Here is a 19,367-nt window from a genome sequence, read left to right as displayed (position 1 = left end):
GGAGACTGATGAGCATGCATAATGGAAAGCGTATCACCATGAGTATTGTGTTTGTTTTTTTGCTAAGCATCTGGGTAACTGCTGGCTTTATTCTAGCTGACGAGGAAGATCAATCCAATAATGAAAAAATGGTTTCCTTACATAAGGTGAAGCAGTTGATGGGAAAAGACATCGAACTCCCTGAAAAGTTAGCACGTTTTACATTTCAATCAGGGTTCCAATTTAACTATCCTGATGCGGTAAGAGGAGTCTATGTTACAGGACATTCTGCAGGTGGCAGTAGATTTGAAGATTTACTGAATTTAATCGACTCAACCGAACTAAATGCAATGGTAATTGATATTAAAGATGATCATGGCAATTTAACATTCATCCCAGAAGAAGGGTCTCCTTATGAAGATATAGCACAGAATTTCATTAAAGATCCAAAAGAAATGTTAGAAGTGTTAGAAGATAAAGGGATATATCCGATAGCGAGAATAGTAGTCTTTAAAGATACTGTGTTAGCAGAAAAGCGGCCAGATCTATCGTTTACGAAAAACGGAGAAGTTTGGAAAAATGGAAAAGGAGACGCTTTTGTTAGTCCGTTTCAGAAAGAGGTTTGGGACTATAATGTGGAGTTAGCCAAAAAGGCTGCAGAGCTCGGTTTCCAAGATATTCAGTTTGATTATGTTCGCTTTCCAGAAGGTTTTGAAAAACGAGATAAAGAATTGCAATATGATCAAGGTGATTTTAAAGATTTAGAATTAAACGACGTAAAGAAAAGAGTGGAAGCTGTAACAGACTTTGTTGCTTATGCAAGAGAAGAACTAGCTTACTATGATGTGGATGTTTCCGTCGATATTTTTGGGTATTCAGCTACAATTGAAGAAGCACCAGGCATTGGCCAGAATTTTTCTAGAATTGCAGATAATGTGGATGTGATTTCCTCGATGATTTATCCAAGCCATTGGACACCGTACTTTGGCATTGATAAGCCAGACCAAGAACCTTATCGTTTGGTTACCGAGTATATGAAGGTTGAAAATGAGGTGTTGGGAAATCTCGATGAACCGCCTTTATCTAGACCTTGGATTCAGGATTTTGAAGCACCATGGCTCTACAGTGGACCAACGTTTCAATATGGTGTGGAGGAAGTAGAGGCACAGATACGAGCATTAAACGAAAATGGTGTAGATGAGTTTCTATTATGGAATGCTGGAAACTCCTATACAGAAGGTGTAGATTACACGCCATTAGATTAACCTCACTATAAAGTGAGGTTTTTTTACACGTTAGGTAATCATAAAATTTTAGAATGGATGTCCATTCGATGTAGCGAAAATTTTCAAGTACAAAGTATAAGTAAAACTAAGGCTTTCGCGAGTACTTGGCGATAAGCCAAGTTTTTCTTTATCAATTTTCTTTTAAAATAGTATCGATAAAAACCCCTGTTATCGGGTATAATGTAATTGATGTATAAGGAATCGGTTAATGGAACATATTAGTATGGGGTAGATAAAAGGGGAGTAAGTGAATGAATTGGTATGAAAAATTAAATCAATATTTCCCAGTAGAGGAAATGAAATCAAAGGAACATATGGAAGTATTATTAAAAGAAAAAGGAGATGTTTACTATAAGGATGAAGGCCCTTACCATGTTTTAATGTATGCTGAATTTCCGTCTTTTATTTTTATCGATTATGTCTATGTGTCTAAAGAAGCAAGAGGAAAAGGGTTAGGACATGAATTAATGGAAAAATTAAAAGAGAAAAATAAACCGATTATTTTAGAGGTAGAACCATTTGACTACCAAGACACTGACTCGACAAAGCGTTTACGCTTCTATCAACGAGAAGGATTTAGACATGCAGAATCAATTGGCTATACACGAAAATCTTTAGCAACAGATGAAGCGAACACATTAGAAATCTTATATTGGTCACCAGAAGGAAAAAATGAAGAACAAATTTATCAACAGATGAAGAAAATGTATGAAGATATCCATACTTATAAAGATGAGGAGATCTATGGAAAGCCATACCAACCGGTTGATGAAGTGCTTTCTTATGATGATGATCGTGATGTAGATAACATATTTCAGGCGATTGATAAAGAAGATGAAAAAAATGAATAATCATGTTTTAATCTTAAGGAATGAGGGAAAGGAAAAATATATGTAAAAAGTGAAGAAATACACATAACACTCTATCATTCCACTACAATATGTAGTATACTATATTACATAGAAAGTTATTTAAATTTATTTTAATGTAATAAAAGGTGTAAGCATTCAGCATCTATATTATAAATCATTTAAAATTTGAGGAGTGAAGTTACATGGTAACACTTTATACCTCGCCAAGTTGTACATCATGTAGAAAAGCGAAAGCGTGGCTAGAGGAACATGAGATTCCTTTCACGGAAAGAAATATATTCTCTGAACCACTTACTTTAGATGAAATTAAAGAAATACTTAGAATGACAGAAGATGGAACAGACGAGATTATCTCTACTCGTTCTAAAGTTTTTCAAAAATTGAACGTTAATTTAGACCAACTTCCTTTAAAAGATCTTTTTCAATTAATCCAAGAAAACCCTGGCTTATTGAGAAGACCAATTATTTTAGATGAGAAGAGATTACAAGTTGGTTATAATGAGGATGAGATTAGACGTTTCTTACCGCGTACTGTGCGTACTTTCCAATTAAAAGAAGCACAAAGAATGGTAAATTAAAAAAAGCAGATCTTTAAAGATCTGCTTTTTTTCCACTGTTGAAAAGTAAAACGCTTAAATTATACTTTTTGAATAGGCATGAGCTAATTATTCAAAAATTGAAGAAAATGACTAGTGACAAATGAGCTAGAATAAGCTACAATCTATAATAATACTGGAGCATCATTAAAAAATTTAATTTTTTAAGTTTTTTTGTTTTCAAATGAGCTATGATTATCATACAATGGAAATAACACCTTTCAAAATGGTTTAATTGATGCAAACAGGGTATATAATTTATAAGGGTTTAGATAAATGTAATATGATCCCTTCCAACCCAATCATTCAATAAAGAAGGGAGAGTTAGTGTATGGAAATAGAACGAATTAATGAAAATACCATTAAGTTTTATATTTCTTACATGGATATTGAAGATCGTGGCTTTGATCGAGAAGAAATTTGGTATAATCGTGAAAAGAGCGAGCAATTATTCTGGCAAGTAATGGATGAAGTCAATTATAACGAAGAAGATTTCCAAATAGATGGGCCATTATGGATACAAGTGCAAGCACTAGAAAAAGGGCTTGAAATTGTTGTGACAAAAGCACAAATTTCTAAAGATGGACAGAATTTACAGTTACCAACTGAATCAGGTAAGACAATTGATATGCCAGTAGATGATAAAATTGAATCCTTGTTAGAGGAAAAATTTGGTCCCCTTGATAAGGAAGAAGTGGAAGTGGAATATCAAATTGGTCATGATTTTGTGGTAGTTGTCAGCTTTAAAGAGTTAGAAGATGTTATTCAATTAAGTCACGTGTTTGAATCAGTAGAAGGTATGCGAGATGAATTGTACTTCTATGATGATAAATACATGCTCATTACAAGCTTTGACGAGGATTATTTGTCAGATGATGAACAAGAAGACTTAATTAGTCAAATACTTGAATATGGTCATGAATCTTCTGTCACTATGTTTGTTGTCGAAGAATATGGGAAACCTATTTTCGAATATGACGCTTTAGAACAAGTGAAAGAAAACTTTGCCCGTTAAAATTAGGTATTCTAATAAGAGTACCTAATTTTTTTGTTTGGAAGTAAACATACAATTCTAATAACAATTGATAATAAAAACATTAAATGTTTTTAATATCAGAGGCTAGCATACAAGCAAATGTTTCGTGTTTCGAAATTAGTTATGTTAAAATAACTAATGAATTGAAGCAGAGAGAAGGAATTTTATGTCTGAACAAGTAAACCGTGTACCGTTGATGGCGGTACTTATTTCAGGCGCATTTGTTGCGATTTTAAACCAAACTTTATTAGGTACAGCATTACCACATATTATGGCAGATTTAAAAATCGATGCTTCCACCGCTCAGTGGCTGCAATCGATTTTTATGCTTGTTAATGGGATTATGATTCCTGTTACGGCCTTTTTAATAGAACGGTTTACAACACGTGCGTTGTTTTTAACCGCTATAGGAAGCTTTGCATTAGGCACCTTAGTTTGTGCTCTTGCCCCTAATTTTGGTGTTTTATTAACAGGACGTATTTTACAGGCTTCTGGAGCCGGAGTAATGATGCCGCTTATGCAAACGATCATGTTTCTCGTTTTTCCCATTGAAAAGCGAGGCTCTGCAATGGGGATGTTTGGCCTTGTTATTGCATTTGCTCCTGCGATTGGACCGACGTTATCTGGATGGTTAGTAGAGCAATTTGTTTGGCGCAGTCTCTTTTATGTTGTGTTGCCAATTGCCATTTTGGACATGATGATAGCGTACTTTATTTTGAAAAATGTGACGAAGCAGACAAAGCCACCAGTCGATATTCTTTCCATTATCATGTCCACATTGGGATTTGGTGGTCTTTTATACGCATTTAGTATTGCAGGGGATGTTGAGATCAGTTGGACAGACCCGCATGTGTGGATACCGTTTTTTATCGGATCTATTACATTAGCTCTTTTCATTTGGAGACAACTTACATTGAAAAAGCCTATTTTGGAATTTAGAATTTTTCGTTATCCGATTTTTACATTAACAACGGCCATAGGAATGATCTCTTTTATGTCCATGATTGGCGGTGCTATTATATTACCAATCATGATGCAGGATTACTTAGGTTTTACTGCATTGGAATCAGGTTTAGTATTGTTGCCAGGAGCACTGTTGATGGGAGCGATGAATCCTGTTACAGGTAAACTTTTTGATAAGTTTGGCGGTAAATGGTTAGCAGTTGTCGGTCTAGGACTATTGTTTATAACAACATTTTTGTTTGGAATTTTAACAACAGAGACAACATTATTATACTTAACCATTGTCAATGCTTTTCGTATGTTTGGTATATCTATGGTGATGATGCCAGTGACCACTGCAGGGTTAAATCAATTGCCAGATTCACTGATGCCGCATGGTACTGCCATGAATAACACGATGAGACAAATGTCAGGAGCAATAGGGACAGCGTTACTTGTATCGATCATGATGAGTCAAGCTATTCCATCAGAAGGATTGCAAGGAATGATTCATGGCGTAAACATTTCGTTCATCGTTGCAGGTATTATTTCTTTTATAGGTTTTGTTCTAGCCTTTTTCATTAAGAATTCTATACCAGGAAAAACTAATTAGAAAGAAGGAAAAATCACCACCATGTCGAAATGAAAGATATGGAGGTGATTTTTAATATGCTGCAAGCAGAAGATGATCAAGGAAACCTTATTGTTATATGTACTCGAAAACGCAGTGAGATTCCTTTTTTGAAAAAAGAAAAATCATTTTATTGTCCTCAATGCAAAATGCCCCTCGTTGTTAAGGCTGGTCCACAAGTTATCCCTCATTTCGCTCATTCAAAAAAATCAGATTGCTCTCATCAAGGGGAAAGTTCCTATCATGAAAAAGGAAAAGCTGAATTATTCATTTGGCTTCAACGTCAAGGGTTACATCCCTCTTTAGAACACTATCTCCCTAAGATTAGGCAGCGGCCTGATATTTTTCTCTCGGTCCATTCAAAACAAATAGCAATTGAATATCAATGTGCTAAGCTTTCGTCAGAGGAATTTGTGAAACGAACAAGACAATATCAAAAGTTAGGTATTAATCCCATTTGGATTTTAGGTGCTAATCGTTTAACATTTCTCCATGAAAATACACTGAAATTAACAGCCTGGGATAAGCTGTTTATCCATCAATTCCACGAACATTTCCTGCCAACTCTCTACTATTATTGCTCCCAAACCAAAAGCATTATTACTTTTCAAGATTTTTATTTTTTTAGCCAAACAAAAGCAATAGGTAAACTTCAAGTCAATTATTTAACCAATATAAAGTGGAGAAACTTGTTCCAACTTTCCCGTTTTCCACGATCATTATTGAAAAAACACTGGATAAAAGAATGGCATTATTGGCGCCACTATCCAGTACCTTTTCATAATAAGCAAGCAACTAATTGGAGAAAATGGTTATACCATCATCGGCTTCATGTACAAGACCTTCCTTCGTTTACTTTTTTACCGATATCAACACAATTTATGATGAACGTTCCTCCTTGGATGTGGCAAAGCAAGCTATATATTGACTTATTTTTAGCATATGATCGATTTACAGTTTCTAATGCTCAAACATTATTAGCCCCATATCGTCAATCCTCATCCTTCTATCCTTTAATCACTGCGCATAAAGATCCTATTAAAGAATATTTTAATATCCTTGTGAAAAATGGGATGTTAAAAATGTTAGACCTAGATAGCTTTTCTTTTCCATACCGAAAGAAATAAAGTAATAATACGTACAACTGTATGAACAAGTACGAAGTAAGTTATAATAAGGAAGAATTGACCAATTGTTGTATTGAAGGAGGAATAAAGAATGGCAGAAGCGCAAAAATCTTTGCCTAAACGTGATGAAATCCCAGAAGAATTAACGTGGAAATTGGAAGATATTTTTGCAACAGATGAGGATTGGGAAAAAGAATGGCAAGCAGTAAAGGATTTATTACCTAAATTCAAGCAATACCATGGAACTTTAGAGGAATCTTCTCAAAAGTTATATGAGCTTTTACAATTACAAGATGAAGTGTCTGATCGTTTGAGTACATTATATACATATGCTCATATGCGCTATGACCAAGATACAGCCAATTCTTTTTATCAATCACTAAATGGAAAGGCTGAAAATTTAATTACTCAAGCATCGAGTGAGATGAGTTTTATCGTTCCAGAAATATTGAAATTAGATGAAGAAACGTTAAAACGTTATGTAGAAGAACATAAAGACCTGCGAATGTATCAGCATACATTAGATGAAATTAATCGACAGCGGCCACATATTTTATCTGAAAAAGAAGAGGCACTTTTAGCGGAAGCTTCTGATGTTACAGGGAATGCATCTCAAACATTTAGTATGTTAAATAATGCTGATCTCTCTTTTCCCTCTGTTACAAATGAAAAGGGAGAAGAAGTGGATCTGACACATGGCAGATATATTAATTTCCTAGAATCAAAAGATCAAAGAGTTCGACACGATGCATTTAAAGCCATGTATGATACGTTTGGAAGTTATAAAAATACATTTGCCTCTACTTTACAAGGTGCTGTGAAAAAAGATAATTTTTATGCAAAAATTAGAAATTATGAGTCAGCCCGACAAGCAGCTTTAAATAAAAATAATATACCTGAAAAAGTGTATGATAATTTGGTTGAAGCTATTAATGAAGGATTACCGTTACTGCAACGTTATGTAGCACTGCGCAAAAAGGTATTAGAATTAGAAGAGCTGCACATGTATGACCTTTACACACCTTTAGTAAAAGACGTGGATATGACTTATACCTATGAGGAAGCTCAAGATGTTATCTTAAAGGCGTTAGCCCCATTGGGAGAAGACTACTTGGAAATCGTTAAGAAAGCATTTGATGAACGCTGGATTGATGTCGAAGAAAATAAAGGAAAGCGTAGTGGAGCTTATTCATCTGGTGCTTATAGTACCAATCCATATATTTTATTGAATTGGCAAAACAATTTAAATAATTTATTTACACTAGCACATGAGTTAGGTCATTCCCTTCATAGTTATTATACGCACCAAAATCAACCATTCCGCTATGGAAATTATTCTATTTTTGTGGCAGAAGTCGCTTCTACATGTAATGAAGCATTACTAAATGATTATTTAGTGCAACAAACAAATGACCCAAAAGAGAAATTATTTTTGCTTAACCATTTCTTAGAAGGATTTAGAGGAACTGTGTTTAGACAAACCATGTTTGCAGAATTCGAACATCAAATACATCTACTTGCACAAGAAGGGGAGACGTTAACTGCCGATAAGTTTACAGAGCTTTATTACGCATTAAACAAAAAATACTTTGGCAGCGATCTGATTATCGATGATGAGATCGGTCTAGAGTGGGCAAGAATCCCACATTTCTATTACAATTATTATGTTTATCAGTATGCTACAGGGTATGCTGCTGCACAATCCCTTGCTTTTCAAATAATGGAGGAAAAAGATACAGCAGTAAAAAGATATTTAGGTTATTTAAAAGCTGGCAGCAGTGACTACCCAATCGAAGTACTAAAACAAGCAGGGGTAGATATGACTGAGAAGACACCTATCTTAAATGCGTTAAAAGTTTTTGAAGAAAAGCTTAATGAAATGGAAAACCTATTAGAGCAAAATTAAAGTAAAAAAAGGGAATAAGTGGTTCATACTTGTTCCCTTTTCTTCAAAGAGAGATGGCTTTCTGCTGTAATTAAAATCCTCTGAAATAACGGCGCGAATAGAAATAATAGACCGTTATATAGATGGAGACAAATAGAATTGGAATGGTGAAAAGCCTAGGAATAAATTGCATTAGACCAAAAAAATTAAAAAGAATCGCAACAAAAGGTAGCAGGATGAAGAACCATTTCATATTGTGTTTCACATCCTTCTTTAACATTTATCACGGTTAAAATCGTCCGTAAGTCCCCCACTTCTAGACTTAGATTAATGAAAGAAGTGTAAGAGGGGGATAACGGGCACTAACACCCTGATAAGTTTCACTATCTATCAGTGAGGGATGAACAAAACCCCCACTGATAGAAGTCTCTCTTTATTAAATTGTATGAATCGAGCAGAGAAATAGAAGTGTGACACTTCTGTGAATTAATGAACAGAGGTATTGTCAACTTATCTATCAAATGATATAGTTATTAACGTGATTAACAAACAAAACCCCTTTGTTTGACTTGAAAAACTTTCTCCCATCCCTTGTCTAGTAATAGATGTGTAAAAGCGTACATGTATAGAACATGTACGCTTTTTTACCGGATAAGAAAGCATAAATGGTCAGCAAGGAGGTAATCTAAACGTAATGGACAATTTTAGGAATATAGATAAGAGCAACTAGGCTATCTGAGAAGCTGAAGAGTTGCCCGTTTATAATGTACCTATCATTTATAACAAAATTGTGTAGATACTTAACAAATGTTATAAAGCAAATAAAAATGGGGGATGCTTAAAGCATCTCCCATTTTTATTTACTATATTTCCAAAATGAACCGAATTTGACGGGTATTTTTTCAACAAGCTGTTTTAATTGCAGCTTTTTCATTTCTTTTTCTGTTTTTTCCACGGACCAATCATACACTACTGCGATTTCTTTCGTGCCAACGAAATCATAATAAGATAAAAAGTCTAACAATTTTGGCTTTTTAGCAGGTAAGGGTTCTTTCTGCAACATTTGCTTTAACACCTTGACGTAGATTTCATAAGGATACATTCCGGATATTTTTAGGCCTGCTTCATCTTCCGATTCATTGAAAAAAACCATTGTGGGACTGTATTCCACATCCATTTCTTTTGTAAGCTTTAAATCACATTGTAAAGCTTTTTTAGCGGAATGGGAGTAAAGATCATTATGGAATTCTTGCATATCTAAATAAACCTTTTCCGCACAATTTAAGAGCACTTGTTCTTTAGATATATCTTGCTTTTCTAGAAAAGCCGATTCTTGAAGTTTCCTTAAGAATTTTTTTCCTGCCTTCTTCCCCTGCAGTTCAGCAGCTTTAATAGCTGTTGAAGTTAGCCAAGGATAATGAATGGGGTTTTCTATCCACAAATCTCCATCACAGCTCATGCCTGTACGGCTTGCTGTCTTTTCCCATATATCTTTCAATTTGCGCGGGCGTTCAAACTTATCTTTATGCAAATTACTTAGTTGGCCGCTTAATACTTGCCGTATCGTAAAAAAACGACCATATTCTATCGTTAATTTCTTTAAATAGGGTTCTAAAGACCAGCACTCAGGACATAAAGGATCGACAAAAACATATATTTCAATGGGTTTTTTCAATACATCAATAAAATGGTAATGGGTGGTTTGGCTTCGGTCTTGATGTTGCCATGATCCGGCAGAATTCCAATTCACAATGATTCTCCTTTCTCTTCGTCAGGTGTGTTCATCATGTGATTGGCTGTTAATGTTAGCCGATCAAACATTGCAGAGCGGTATGGTTCTTCAATGTTTACTTCGTCTAAAGCACCTTCCATACATTTTAGCCAAGCATTTCTTCTAGTTGGCGTAATTGGAAAGCGGAGATGTCTCTTTCTCATCATAGGGTGTCCATGTTCTTGTATATATAATGGAGGTCCACCAAAAAATTGTGTTAAAAATTGTTTCTGCTTTCTGGCCACTTCGGTAAAATCATCTGGAAATATCGGAATTAAATCAGGATGTTTTGCAACTCTTGCATAAAAAGCTTCGACTAACTCATCAATTTTGGCTTGACCACCGATTGCTTCATAAAGTGAATCCACGTCTCTCATGTTTTTTCCTAACCTTTCATTCGATGTTACGTATTACGTAAAGGAGCACCTTTATTTCGTTACTATATTGTAACAGTGATGACTTGATTCAAGCAACTTATGTGATTGCGTGAAATAAATCTACTCATGGTAAGGGTTCAACTGTTATTATACAGTTTAACGTATTGTCGTGTAAAACCGTTTGATCTTATTGTCTGTCTTTCGTAATGGAATATCGAATTGATGAAGGATGTCATCAAAAATTTCTTTCCCATATGCTTCATCTTTTGCTTCTAGCTCTAACTCATAGTCTTCAACATCGTTATAAAAGCTATGATCAAGAACGATGGTGGTATCTTTGTAAGGAAACTCATATCGCACTGTTTTTAATTGTCCGCCATAATGGAGTTTGTTATAGTCGATGTCGAGCTGTTGTAATTGTTTTACTATTTTTTGGTTATATTTCACCTCATCGTTTATCCAATCACTTGCTTCATCTTCTGTAAGATTTGCATGTGTTTCTAACAAGCCGGCACCTTCTGGATTAGGTTGTTTAAGTGTTAATTGATAGCTGTCTTCTTTTTCTCTTATACGCAAAGCGGCTTGTTTATTTTTTAAGTCCATTGCTTTTGTTTCAAAATAATGGTTGACTTGTACTATCTTATGAGAGTCATTTGTCAAAAAGTATTTTAAAACTTGATTAAATTCCTTTTTTGTTAATAAATTTTTAAATTCTATTTCAATTTCTTGTGACATGAACACAATATCTCCTTTCCAAACACTCTGTTTCTTATTTTGGTCTATATGCGGATAAATTGCAAAACTTTCTGCTTCATTTTTTTTGGCAGCGGAAACAAGCTAATAGGCGATAACAGTTTTGAAATATGGTAAAATAAACATAAAAAGGCTTGGAAATGGACAGGTGAAGGTGGTGCTAGACATGGACTGGAAGACTTTTTTGGCACCTTATGCACAGGTGGTAGAAGAATTAAAAGTGAAGTTAAAAGGGATGAGAGAACAGTTTGAATATGAATCCAATCATTCGCCAATAGAATTTGTCACAGGAAGAGTAAAGCCTGTGTCGAGTATAAAGGAGAAAATGAAAAGAAAAAATATATCATATGATCATATGGATACAGATTTACAGGATATCGCAGGTGTTCGTGTTGTATGTCAATTTGTAGACGATATCTATGATATTGTAAGACGTTTACGCACTCGTAATGATTTTCATGTAATAGAAGAAAGAGATTATATCCAAAATAAAAAAGAAAGTGGTTATAGATCCTATCATCTAATTATACGATATCCAGTAGAAACTATTTATGGTCAACGACAGATGATTGCAGAAATTCAAATCCGTACTTTAGCCATGAATTTTTGGGCAACAAATGAGCATTCACTAAATTATAAATATGAAGGAAAAATGCCAGAAAAAGTCCAATCTCGTTTAAAAAGAGCGGCTGAAGCTGCCTTTAAACTAGATGAGGAAATGTCGAAGATAAAAGATGAAATTCAGGAAGCTCAGCGTATTTTTTACACATATAAAAGAAAAGATTAAAGGAGGTTATGACGATGCGTTTTGCGATTACTTCAAAAGGGGATCATAAATCGGACGTGTTAAAATCGAGAATGAAGCAATATTTAAAAGATTTTTCTTTAGAATATGATGAAGAAACCCCAGATATTGTCATCTCTATCGGTGGAGATGGTACTTTTTTAGAAGCTTTTCATAATTATCAACATCGTTTAAATGAAACGGCCTTCGTGGGTATGCACACTGGACACTTAGGATTTTATGCCGATTGGCTGCCACATGAAGTAGAAAAATTAATTATCGAAATAGCAAAAAAGCCTTTTGAAACAGTAGAATATCCTTTGCTAGATATAAAAATTCATCCAAATGGCAATGCTCAACCACAACAATTTTTAGCGCTTAATGAAGCCTCTGTTAAATCGGCAGATGGTACCGTAGTGGTGGATGTACTAATAAAAGGGGAGCATTTTGAACGTTTCCGTGGTGACGGATTATGTATGTCGACCCCATCTGGTAGTACCGCGTATAATAAAGCGTTAGGTGGGGCGATTATTCATCCTTCATTAGATGCATTTCAATTAACTGAAATGGCGTCAATAAATAACCGAGTATTTAGAACGGTAGGCTCTCCTCTTATTTTACCTAAACATCATGATTGTGAATTAAAACCATTACACCGTGATCGAAGCTTTTTAATAACAATCGATCATCATACGGGTGAATATGAAGAGGTAGAGAGTATTGAATGTAAAGTTTCCGATAAAAAAATTAGGTTTGCTCGCTTTCGCGCTTTTCCATTTTGGAAAAGAGTACATGATTCATTTATTTCAGATGAAAGAGAATAGGGAAAGGAACTTGGTGACGTAAGTTGAAATGGCAAGTAGATAAACAACATGAACAACTTCTGCTTAGGGATTACCTTTCAAAAGTAAAAGGGATGTCAAGAAGAACGCTAAATGCCGTAAAATATGACGGCGGGGAAATATTAGTCAATGGAATAGAAGTAAACGTGAGATATGTGTTAAAAGAAAAAGACTTGGTTGAGGTTATATTTCCGCCAGAAAAACGAAGTGAACTTGTCACACCAAAATATATTCCATTAAATATTGTTTATGAAGATAGTGATATCTTAGTATTAAATAAAGCAGCTTATATGGCAACTATCCCATCTTTCCATCATTTAAAAAATACATTAGCAAATGGAATTATTTATCATTATAATCAACAAGGATTGCCCTATACGGTACATGTCGTGACAAGATTGGATCGTGATACTTCAGGGTTGCTTTTAATTGCTAAACATCGCTATAGTCATTCTATTTTAATGAAAGATCAAAAATCTGGAGTAGTGAATCGTACATATCGGGCGTTAGTCTCAGGTCATTTGCAAAAGAAAAAAGGTTCGATTCAACTTCCGATTGGGAGGCATCCTGATTCGATTTTAGAGAGAAAAATAGATCCAAATGGGCAAGAAGCGATAACTAACTACGAGGTCATCAGTGAATGGGAGGATTATTCTTTATTGTCTATTAGCTTAGAAACAGGAAGAACTCATCAAATACGTGTTCATTTTACTCATCTTGGTCATCCACTACTTGGAGATAAATTATATAAAGGGGATAGAACGCAAATTAATCGTCAGGCATTACATTGTGAAAGTATATCTTTTTATCATCCCATTAAAAAAGATCGGATGCATTTTTCCGTCCCATTACCAGAGGATATGGAACCGTTAGTTGCAAGACCAAAGAATTTTCAGAATAAGGGTTAAATATGTAGAAGAATATTATAGAGACCAGAAAATAAGCCGCCCATTATGGACGGCTTATTTTATATCCCTGTTAAATTTCTCTTCTACAAAAGGTTGTCGGGACTCAACATCTACAATTGTTTCTTCAGGCAAACGAAAGGCTGATAACTTGTTACCAAAAACACAACCTGTATCGATATTGACGGTCTTATGAACAAATCGGGCTTTTGTTACAGGGGTATGGCCATAAACAATCCAGTGATCTCCATGATAATGTTGAGCCCAGTCACGGCGAATAGGTCTTCCATCAGGGTGCTTTTCACCCGTGATGTCCCCGTATAACACAAAGGTTTTAACTTGTTTATTTACTTTACCGATATCTTTTTCACGAATACCAGCATGAGCGATGACAACCTCTGCCTCTGGCAGTTTTATATATAATGGGGACTTTTCATATAATGCTATCATTTTACCTTTAATTTCTTCTTGTTCTGAATCAGGTAATTGCTTATATTCTGCAACTGTTGTTTCAAGGCCATGAGTTACCTGAACATTATTTCCCAGGAAATATCGATAGAGCTTATTACAGTGGTTCCCAGGGACATAAAAGCCATTTTGTTGTTGAATGACGATTTGGTATACAAGTCGAATGACAGCAATAGAGTTTGGGCCTCTGTCTGTTAAATCTCCAACAAATGCAAGCTTTCGTTGATCAGGGTGAGTGATATTATCTCCTTTTATTTCATACCCCAACTTCTTGATTAATTCGAGTAATTCATCATAACAACCATGAATATCACCTATTATATCTACTCTCATCATGAAACTCCTCACTCATAAGGTTATTCCTAGGATTCGTCAAACATATAGGTTTTTATACGATAATAAACATTCAAAACGATACCAATAGCCAGCATATAAGTTAATGTCGAGCTACCTCCATAGCTGATAAATGGTAGAGGTAAACCAGTAATAGGAAGGAGTTTTATGGACATTCCAATGTTTTGAAATACTTGGAAAGTGAACATTCCTATAATTCCAGTAATCATATAGCTTCCAAATGGATCTTTTGATTTCAATGCGATAAAAATAAGACGGTAAATGAGTAAAAAGTAAATAGTGATAACAATACTGGAGCCTATAAAACCAAATTGCTCTGCAACAGCAGTGAAAATCATATCGGTATGATATTCAGGAATCCCTGGTGCTACTTCAAAAATACCAATCCCTTTACCGGATAATTGCCCTGAACCTATGGCTCTCATTGCACGTATAACTTGGTATGCACCACTTTGACTATATTCTTCTGGAGACAACCACCCTTGAAATCTACCTTCCACATGGTGTAACCCGGTATTTTCTAGGAAGGTTTCCATTTGATCAGGAAATGCCAAGTAAATAACAATGATACAAATGGCTGTGAAAATTCCAGCTGCAACAACAGTTAAAATAATACGCCATTTTATTCCTGATACGAGAATCATAGTTGCTGTAATCGCAATAAATACTAAAACCCCTCCCATATCTGGTTGCTTTGCTAAAAAGTAGATGGGGACAATAGCTGTTATACCTATTTTGCACAACAGCCATAAATCCATTTTTACCGTATGGGCAGGGTATTTTTCATTATGAACGACCATGATATGAGCCAAGAAAATAATTAAGAAAACTTTCATAAATTCTGCAGGCTGCATGGTTCCAAGTACTGGGAATTGAAACCAACCCCAAGCACCATTTACTTCTTTGGCTATCCCAGGAGGGAAATGAAAGTAAAGCATAATTAATGAAAGCAGGCCTAAGCTATAAAAAAGCCAAGACACTTGGCGCAAACGTTCATAATCAAACAACATAACGATACCAATGACAATCGAACCAGCTATAAACCAGGTGATTTGATTTATATAAAAGGTTTGTGCATATTTTTGCTTTAAATATGGGTCTAATGTATATAAAGTAAACACACTTAATATCGCTAATAAAATAATGATGAAAATTAGCGAATAATCTATTTTTGGATTTTTATTTTCTTGAGACATAATGAAATATTTCTTCCTCTCACAAAATTCATCTATTGTATAGTATAGAGGAAATTCCACTATTTGAGAATCAAAACTGCTACTTTTTTATAATTATCCTATGAAAATGTAATAATAAGATGAAGTAAATTTAACGTATTTCATAGCAAGATATGTTATTCTTTTAACAGTTATATCGAAATTATTGCATATATATTAGGGAAATATGTAGAATCGTACATATTGTAATAGATAGGAAGGAGGCCGTTCAGAGTGGAGCATTTAGAACAACATGAGCGCATGGAATTATGGGAAAATATACAAAAGGCATTAGTGAATAAGCAAATTGACCAATTTCGTGCAGACTTTTTAGAAATACACCCATACGACCAAGCCAAAATTTTTGAAGAACAAGAGGAAGATATCCGCTTTTTGATTTATTCCTATCTTTCCCCAGAAGAAATGGCGGAAGTAATTGAACACGTCGAACGTGATACAGTTGCTGATATTTTAATTGAAATGGTTCCTGCTTATGCAGCTAAAATATTAGAAGAAATGTCAACAGATGATGCCGTTGATTTGTTAAATGAGTTAGATAAAAACAAAGTAGCAAGTTTCTTAACGATTATGGATAAAGAAGCCTCTGAGGAAATAAAAGAATTACTGCATTATGAAGAAAAAACAGCAGGAAGTATTATGACAACTGAATATGTTGTCATACAGTTAGAAATGACAGTTAAAGAGGCAATGAGACATCTAAGACAGGAAGCACCAGACGCAGAGACGATCTACTACATTTATGTGGTAGATTCTTCTAAGAAATTAGCTGGCGTTATTTCTCTTCGTGACTTAATCATCGCAGAAGGAGGCTGGCTGATACAAGATATTATGCATGAACGAGTTGTGTCTGTTCCAGTTGGTGAAGGGCAGGAAGAGATAGCACAAATGATGCGTGATTATGATTTTTTAGCATTACCTGTTATTGATTTTAAAGGCCATTTATTAGGGATTATTACAGTTGATGATATTATGGACGTCATGGATGAAGAAGCTAGTGATGATTATTCCAAGCTAGCTGGTATTTCGGATGTAGAACGTTTTGGTGATACAGCTTTTTCATCTGCTAAAAAAAGGTTGCCATGGCTTATCGCACTATTATTTTTAGGGATGATTACTGCAAATATTATTGGCCGTTTTGAAGAAACATTAGAACAGGTGGCTATTTTAGCTATTTTCATACCTTTGATTGCAGGTATGGCTGGAAACACGGGAACACAAGCTTTAGCAGTTGCTGTTCGAAGCATTTCAACAGGGGAAATGGACAAGATTGGCCGTGCCAGAGTGATTTGGCAGGAGGCAAGAACTGGAGTCATTACAGGTACTTGTTGTGGTGTAGTCATTACTATCGTAGTTGCCTTTGTGTATTCAGATATTTATTTAGGTATTTTAGTTGGCATATCGATTATGTGTACCTTAATGGTAGCGACCATTGCTGGTGCAATTGTTCCCCTTGTTATGCACCGATTGAAAATTGATCCTGCTGTTGCATCAGGCCCTTTTATAACAACATTAAATGATATTATTTCTATTTTGATTTATTTTGGACTAGCAACAGCTTTTATGAAATTTTTGCTCTAGAGAGGAGTGTAAGACATTATGCCACATGGAGAATCCGTTAGTTCCCTTGTGATCGTTATTGTCGCAGCCTTTTTAACCCCTATTTTATTACATCGATTTCGACTGAAACTAATTCCTGTCGTTGTCGCTGAAATAATTGTTGGGTTAATCATAGGCCAAAGTGGCTTTGATTTGGTAGAAGAAAGTAATTGGCTTGAAACTCTATCAACGTTAGGGTTTATTTTTCTAATGTTTTTGAGTGGTTTAGAAATAGATTTTTCTATATTCTCTAATAAAAAAACGCAAAAGTCGGCAAAAAAAAATATGCCGAATCCGGTAATTATTGCAAGTTTCATCTTTGCAGCTATATTAATTCTTTCATTTGGATTATCTTATCTATTCGTAGTGCTAGGATTTATAGATAATGTATGGCTGATGACACTAATCATCTCGACCATATCATTAGGAGTGGTTGTTCCAACTTTAAAAGAAGCCCAAGCTATGCAAACAACAGTTGGACAAACCATTTTGCTGATTGCTGTGATTGCTGATTTAGCAACCATGATTTTACTTGCTGTTTTCGTATCCTTTTACGGAGAAGAAGCAGGAAACATGTGGTTATTATTAGTATTGTTTGCTGTAGGTGTACTGCTTTATTTTGTCGGAAAACACTTTCGTAATCAATCCTTTATTGAAACCATGTCAAAAGGGACGATTCAGATTGGGACAAGAGCTGTATTTACATTAATTATTTTTCTTGTTGCCTTATCGGAGACAGTCGGAGCAGAAAACATTCTAGGAGCCTTTTTGGCGGGGGCTCTAGTCTCCTTACTTGCTCCTCATCAAGAATTGATTCAAAAATTAGATAGCTTTGGCTATGGATTTCTTATCCCTATTTTCTTTGTAATGGTTGGGGTTGAGTTAGATTTATGGGCATTATTTGATAATCCACAAGTGCTTGCTTTAATCCCTTTACTGTTCATCGCTTTATTGATTTCCAAAGCGATACCTGTGGCTATACTAAGAAAGTGGTACGATACCAAAACAGTGATTGCAGCTAGTATGTTACTTACTTCTACTTTATCATTGGTTATTGCAGCAGCGACGATCGGGGAAAGATTAGGAGTTATTGATAATGATATGCATGGAGCCTTGATTTTAGTAGCTGTCCTATCATGTATCCTGACTCCGGCATTTTTTAGTAAATTTTATGAAAAAGATGATACAGAGAATCACCAACAAAGTATTGCCTTTATTGGTACAAATCAAGCAACATTGCCTGTTGTTCGGGAGTTGGATGGTAAAAGCTTTCAAGCACATTTATTCCATACCAAACAAGAAAATATTGATGTTCATAAAAATTCTAAATCCGCTTTTGATATTCAAGAATTGGCAAGTTATCAATTAGATACATTGAAGGATTCTTTTGTATTTGATCATAATATTGTGGTAGTTTCTACTGGAGATGAGGAAAAGAACGAAGAAATTGCTACTTATGCTAAGAAAGTTGGAGTGGAGCGAGTTATTGCGAGAATTGAGATTCCAGTAATTGAAAAGCGATTAAAAGAGATTGGTGTAGATGTCTTTTCTGTATTGTTATCTTCTAAGACAGTATTGAAAGCACTCATTGAATCACCAAGTGTTGTTAGTATTTTAACAGAGCAAGAAAGCTCTTTGTATGAAATTAGTATGAAAAATACCGCTTATGATGGCACTGTAATTAGAGAATTCCCTTTTACAGGAGATGTGATTATGGTCCGTATTTTTAGAAGTAAAGAATCCATTGTACCTCATGGTGATACAGAATTACGTTATGACGATAGGTTAATCGTAACAGGGTCACAAGAATATGTAGATGAATTACAACAGCTCTTAGAATATGTGTAAGATCTATAATTCGTATAAAGATATACTCCCATCTGTGGGGGGCTTCATCCCCCACTTATCCTTCTTTCATAATTCTAAGT

At 35.0% G+C, this 19,367-nt stretch carries 17 protein-coding genes; 12 read left to right on the top strand and 5 right to left on the bottom strand.

Translation table 11 applies throughout. The features are described from left to right. Nucleotides 1-14: 14 nt before the first annotated feature. The 7 genes from GHD00_RS05140 to pepF all read left to right on the top strand — a co-directional run bounded on the left by GHD00_RS05140 (nucleotide 15) and on the right by pepF (nucleotide 8,375). A complete protein-coding gene (locus tag GHD00_RS05140; protein ID WP_163537073.1) occupies nucleotides 15-1,244 on the top strand; it encodes a putative glycoside hydrolase in 1,230 nt (409 codons plus the stop codon). 272 nt (nucleotides 1,245-1,516) lie between these two features. Next, nucleotides 1,517-2,116: a GNAT family N-acetyltransferase gene (locus tag GHD00_RS05135; protein WP_163537072.1), complete on the top strand. Its 600-nt coding sequence runs from the start codon at nucleotides 1,517-1,519 to the stop codon at nucleotides 2,114-2,116. A gap of 203 nt (nucleotides 2,117-2,319) precedes the next feature. Then, on the top strand, nucleotides 2,320-2,715 hold the full coding sequence (spxA, locus tag GHD00_RS05130; protein WP_163537071.1) for a transcriptional regulator SpxA: 396 nt from the start codon (nucleotides 2,320-2,322) through the stop codon (nucleotides 2,713-2,715). Between the two features lie 349 nt (nucleotides 2,716-3,064). Then, the gene (gene mecA / locus GHD00_RS05125; RefSeq protein ID WP_163537070.1) at nucleotides 3,065-3,748 is read left to right on the top strand and encodes an adaptor protein MecA; all 684 of its coding nucleotides are present in this window, start codon (nucleotides 3,065-3,067) and stop codon (nucleotides 3,746-3,748) included. A gap of 187 nt (nucleotides 3,749-3,935) precedes the next feature. After that, nucleotides 3,936-5,324, top strand: coding sequence for an MDR family MFS transporter (locus tag GHD00_RS05120; RefSeq protein ID WP_163537069.1), 1,389 nt, complete (start codon nucleotides 3,936-3,938; stop codon nucleotides 5,322-5,324). Between the two features lie 56 nt (nucleotides 5,325-5,380). Next, a complete protein-coding gene (locus GHD00_RS05115; RefSeq protein WP_163537068.1) occupies nucleotides 5,381-6,469 on the top strand; it encodes a competence protein CoiA in 1,089 nt (362 codons plus the stop codon). A 91-nt stretch (nucleotides 6,470-6,560) separates the two neighbouring features. Continuing rightward, the gene (gene pepF / locus GHD00_RS05110) at nucleotides 6,561-8,375 is read left to right on the top strand and encodes an oligoendopeptidase F (protein ID WP_163537067.1); all 1,815 of its coding nucleotides are present in this window, start codon (nucleotides 6,561-6,563) and stop codon (nucleotides 8,373-8,375) included. An 835-nt stretch (nucleotides 8,376-9,210) separates the two neighbouring features. Here the strand turns inward: pepF and GHD00_RS05105 are convergent. From GHD00_RS05105 to GHD00_RS05095, 3 genes are all read right to left on the bottom strand, one after another. Next, on the bottom strand, nucleotides 9,211-10,104 hold the full coding sequence (locus GHD00_RS05105; protein ID WP_163537066.1) for a ClpXP adapter SpxH family protein: 894 nt from the start codon (nucleotides 10,102-10,104) through the stop codon (nucleotides 9,211-9,213). Then, nucleotides 10,101-10,502 carry a globin domain-containing protein gene (locus GHD00_RS05100; protein ID WP_163537065.1) on the bottom strand — a complete coding sequence of 134 codons (402 nt, stop codon included), beginning with the start codon at nucleotides 10,500-10,502 and terminating at the stop codon, nucleotides 10,101-10,103. Before GHD00_RS05100 ends, GHD00_RS05105 begins: the two co-directional genes overlap by 4 nt. Before the next feature lie 156 nt (nucleotides 10,503-10,658). Further along, the gene (locus GHD00_RS05095) at nucleotides 10,659-11,237 is read right to left on the bottom strand and encodes a CYTH domain-containing protein (protein ID WP_163537064.1); all 579 of its coding nucleotides are present in this window, start codon (nucleotides 11,235-11,237) and stop codon (nucleotides 10,659-10,661) included. Between the two features lie 184 nt (nucleotides 11,238-11,421). Here GHD00_RS05095 and yjbM point away from each other — a divergent pair, with 184 nt between their 5' ends. Genes yjbM through GHD00_RS05080 form a run of 3 tightly spaced genes read left to right on the top strand, consistent with a single transcriptional unit; the run spans nucleotide 11,422 to nucleotide 13,789 of the window. Continuing rightward, complete coding sequence (gene yjbM, locus GHD00_RS05090) at nucleotides 11,422-12,042, top strand: GTP diphosphokinase (protein WP_163537063.1); 621 nt, start codon at nucleotides 11,422-11,424, stop codon at nucleotides 12,040-12,042. A 14-nt stretch (nucleotides 12,043-12,056) separates the two neighbouring features. After that, a complete protein-coding gene (locus tag GHD00_RS05085) occupies nucleotides 12,057-12,863 on the top strand; it encodes an NAD kinase (RefSeq protein WP_163537062.1) in 807 nt (268 codons plus the stop codon). A gap of 23 nt (nucleotides 12,864-12,886) precedes the next feature. After that, on the top strand, nucleotides 12,887-13,789 hold the full coding sequence (locus tag GHD00_RS05080; RefSeq protein WP_163537061.1) for an RluA family pseudouridine synthase: 903 nt from the start codon (nucleotides 12,887-12,889) through the stop codon (nucleotides 13,787-13,789). 54 nt (nucleotides 13,790-13,843) lie between these two features. Here GHD00_RS05080 and prpE read toward each other — a convergent pair whose 3' ends face one another. Next, on the bottom strand, nucleotides 13,844-14,587 hold the full coding sequence (prpE, locus tag GHD00_RS05075; protein ID WP_163537060.1) for a bis(5'-nucleosyl)-tetraphosphatase PrpE: 744 nt from the start codon (nucleotides 14,585-14,587) through the stop codon (nucleotides 13,844-13,846). A 29-nt stretch (nucleotides 14,588-14,616) separates the two neighbouring features. After that, complete coding sequence (locus GHD00_RS05070) at nucleotides 14,617-15,804, bottom strand: FtsW/RodA/SpoVE family cell cycle protein (RefSeq protein WP_163537059.1); 1,188 nt, start codon at nucleotides 15,802-15,804, stop codon at nucleotides 14,617-14,619. 252 nt (nucleotides 15,805-16,056) lie between these two features. Here GHD00_RS05070 and mgtE point away from each other — a divergent pair, with 252 nt between their 5' ends. Both mgtE and GHD00_RS05060 read left to right on the top strand, forming a co-directional pair. Continuing rightward, a complete protein-coding gene (gene mgtE / locus GHD00_RS05065; RefSeq protein WP_163537058.1) occupies nucleotides 16,057-17,421 on the top strand; it encodes a magnesium transporter in 1,365 nt (454 codons plus the stop codon). A gap of 18 nt (nucleotides 17,422-17,439) precedes the next feature. Next, the gene (locus GHD00_RS05060) at nucleotides 17,440-19,287 is read left to right on the top strand and encodes a monovalent cation:proton antiporter family protein (RefSeq protein ID WP_163537057.1); all 1,848 of its coding nucleotides are present in this window, start codon (nucleotides 17,440-17,442) and stop codon (nucleotides 19,285-19,287) included. Nucleotides 19,288-19,367: the final 80 nt, after the last annotated feature.

The organism is Gracilibacillus sp. YIM 98692, from assembly GCF_010993965.1.
GTDB lineage: Bacteria > Bacillota > Bacilli > Bacillales > Amphibacillaceae > Gracilibacillus.
Note: the sequence above shows the minus strand (reverse complement) of the source record. Positions and strands in the feature narration are given on the sequence as shown.

Excerpts from the sequence above, each read along its gene's own strand:
- pepF (WP_163537067.1), top strand. The coding sequence starts at position 6,561 with ATGGCAGAAGCGCAAAAATCTTTGCCTAAACGTGATGAAATCCCAGAA.
- yjbM (WP_163537063.1), top strand. The coding sequence starts at position 11,422 with ATGGACTGGAAGACTTTTTTGGCACCTTATGCACAGGTGGTAGAAGAA.
- GHD00_RS05120 (WP_163537069.1), top strand. The coding sequence starts at position 3,936 with ATGTCTGAACAAGTAAACCGTGTACCGTTGATGGCGGTACTTATTTCA.
- GHD00_RS05085 (WP_163537062.1), top strand. The coding sequence starts at position 12,057 with ATGCGTTTTGCGATTACTTCAAAAGGGGATCATAAATCGGACGTGTTA.
- prpE (WP_163537060.1), bottom strand. The coding sequence starts at position 14,587 with ATGAGAGTAGATATAATAGGTGATATTCATGGTTGTTATGATGAATTA.
- mecA (WP_163537070.1), top strand. The coding sequence starts at position 3,065 with ATGGAAATAGAACGAATTAATGAAAATACCATTAAGTTTTATATTTCT.
- GHD00_RS05115 (WP_163537068.1), top strand. The coding sequence starts at position 5,381 with ATGCTGCAAGCAGAAGATGATCAAGGAAACCTTATTGTTATATGTACT.
- GHD00_RS05095 (WP_163537064.1), bottom strand. The coding sequence starts at position 11,237 with ATGTCACAAGAAATTGAAATAGAATTTAAAAATTTATTAACAAAAAAG.
- GHD00_RS05070 (WP_163537059.1), bottom strand. The coding sequence starts at position 15,804 with ATGTCTCAAGAAAATAAAAATCCAAAAATAGATTATTCGCTAATTTTC.
- GHD00_RS05135 (WP_163537072.1), top strand. The coding sequence starts at position 1,517 with ATGAATTGGTATGAAAAATTAAATCAATATTTCCCAGTAGAGGAAATG.
- GHD00_RS05100 (WP_163537065.1), bottom strand. The coding sequence starts at position 10,502 with ATGAGAGACGTGGATTCACTTTATGAAGCAATCGGTGGTCAAGCCAAA.
- GHD00_RS05060 (WP_163537057.1), top strand. The coding sequence starts at position 17,440 with ATGCCACATGGAGAATCCGTTAGTTCCCTTGTGATCGTTATTGTCGCA.
- spxA (WP_163537071.1), top strand. The coding sequence starts at position 2,320 with ATGGTAACACTTTATACCTCGCCAAGTTGTACATCATGTAGAAAAGCG.
- GHD00_RS05140 (WP_163537073.1), top strand. The coding sequence starts at position 15 with ATGCATAATGGAAAGCGTATCACCATGAGTATTGTGTTTGTTTTTTTG.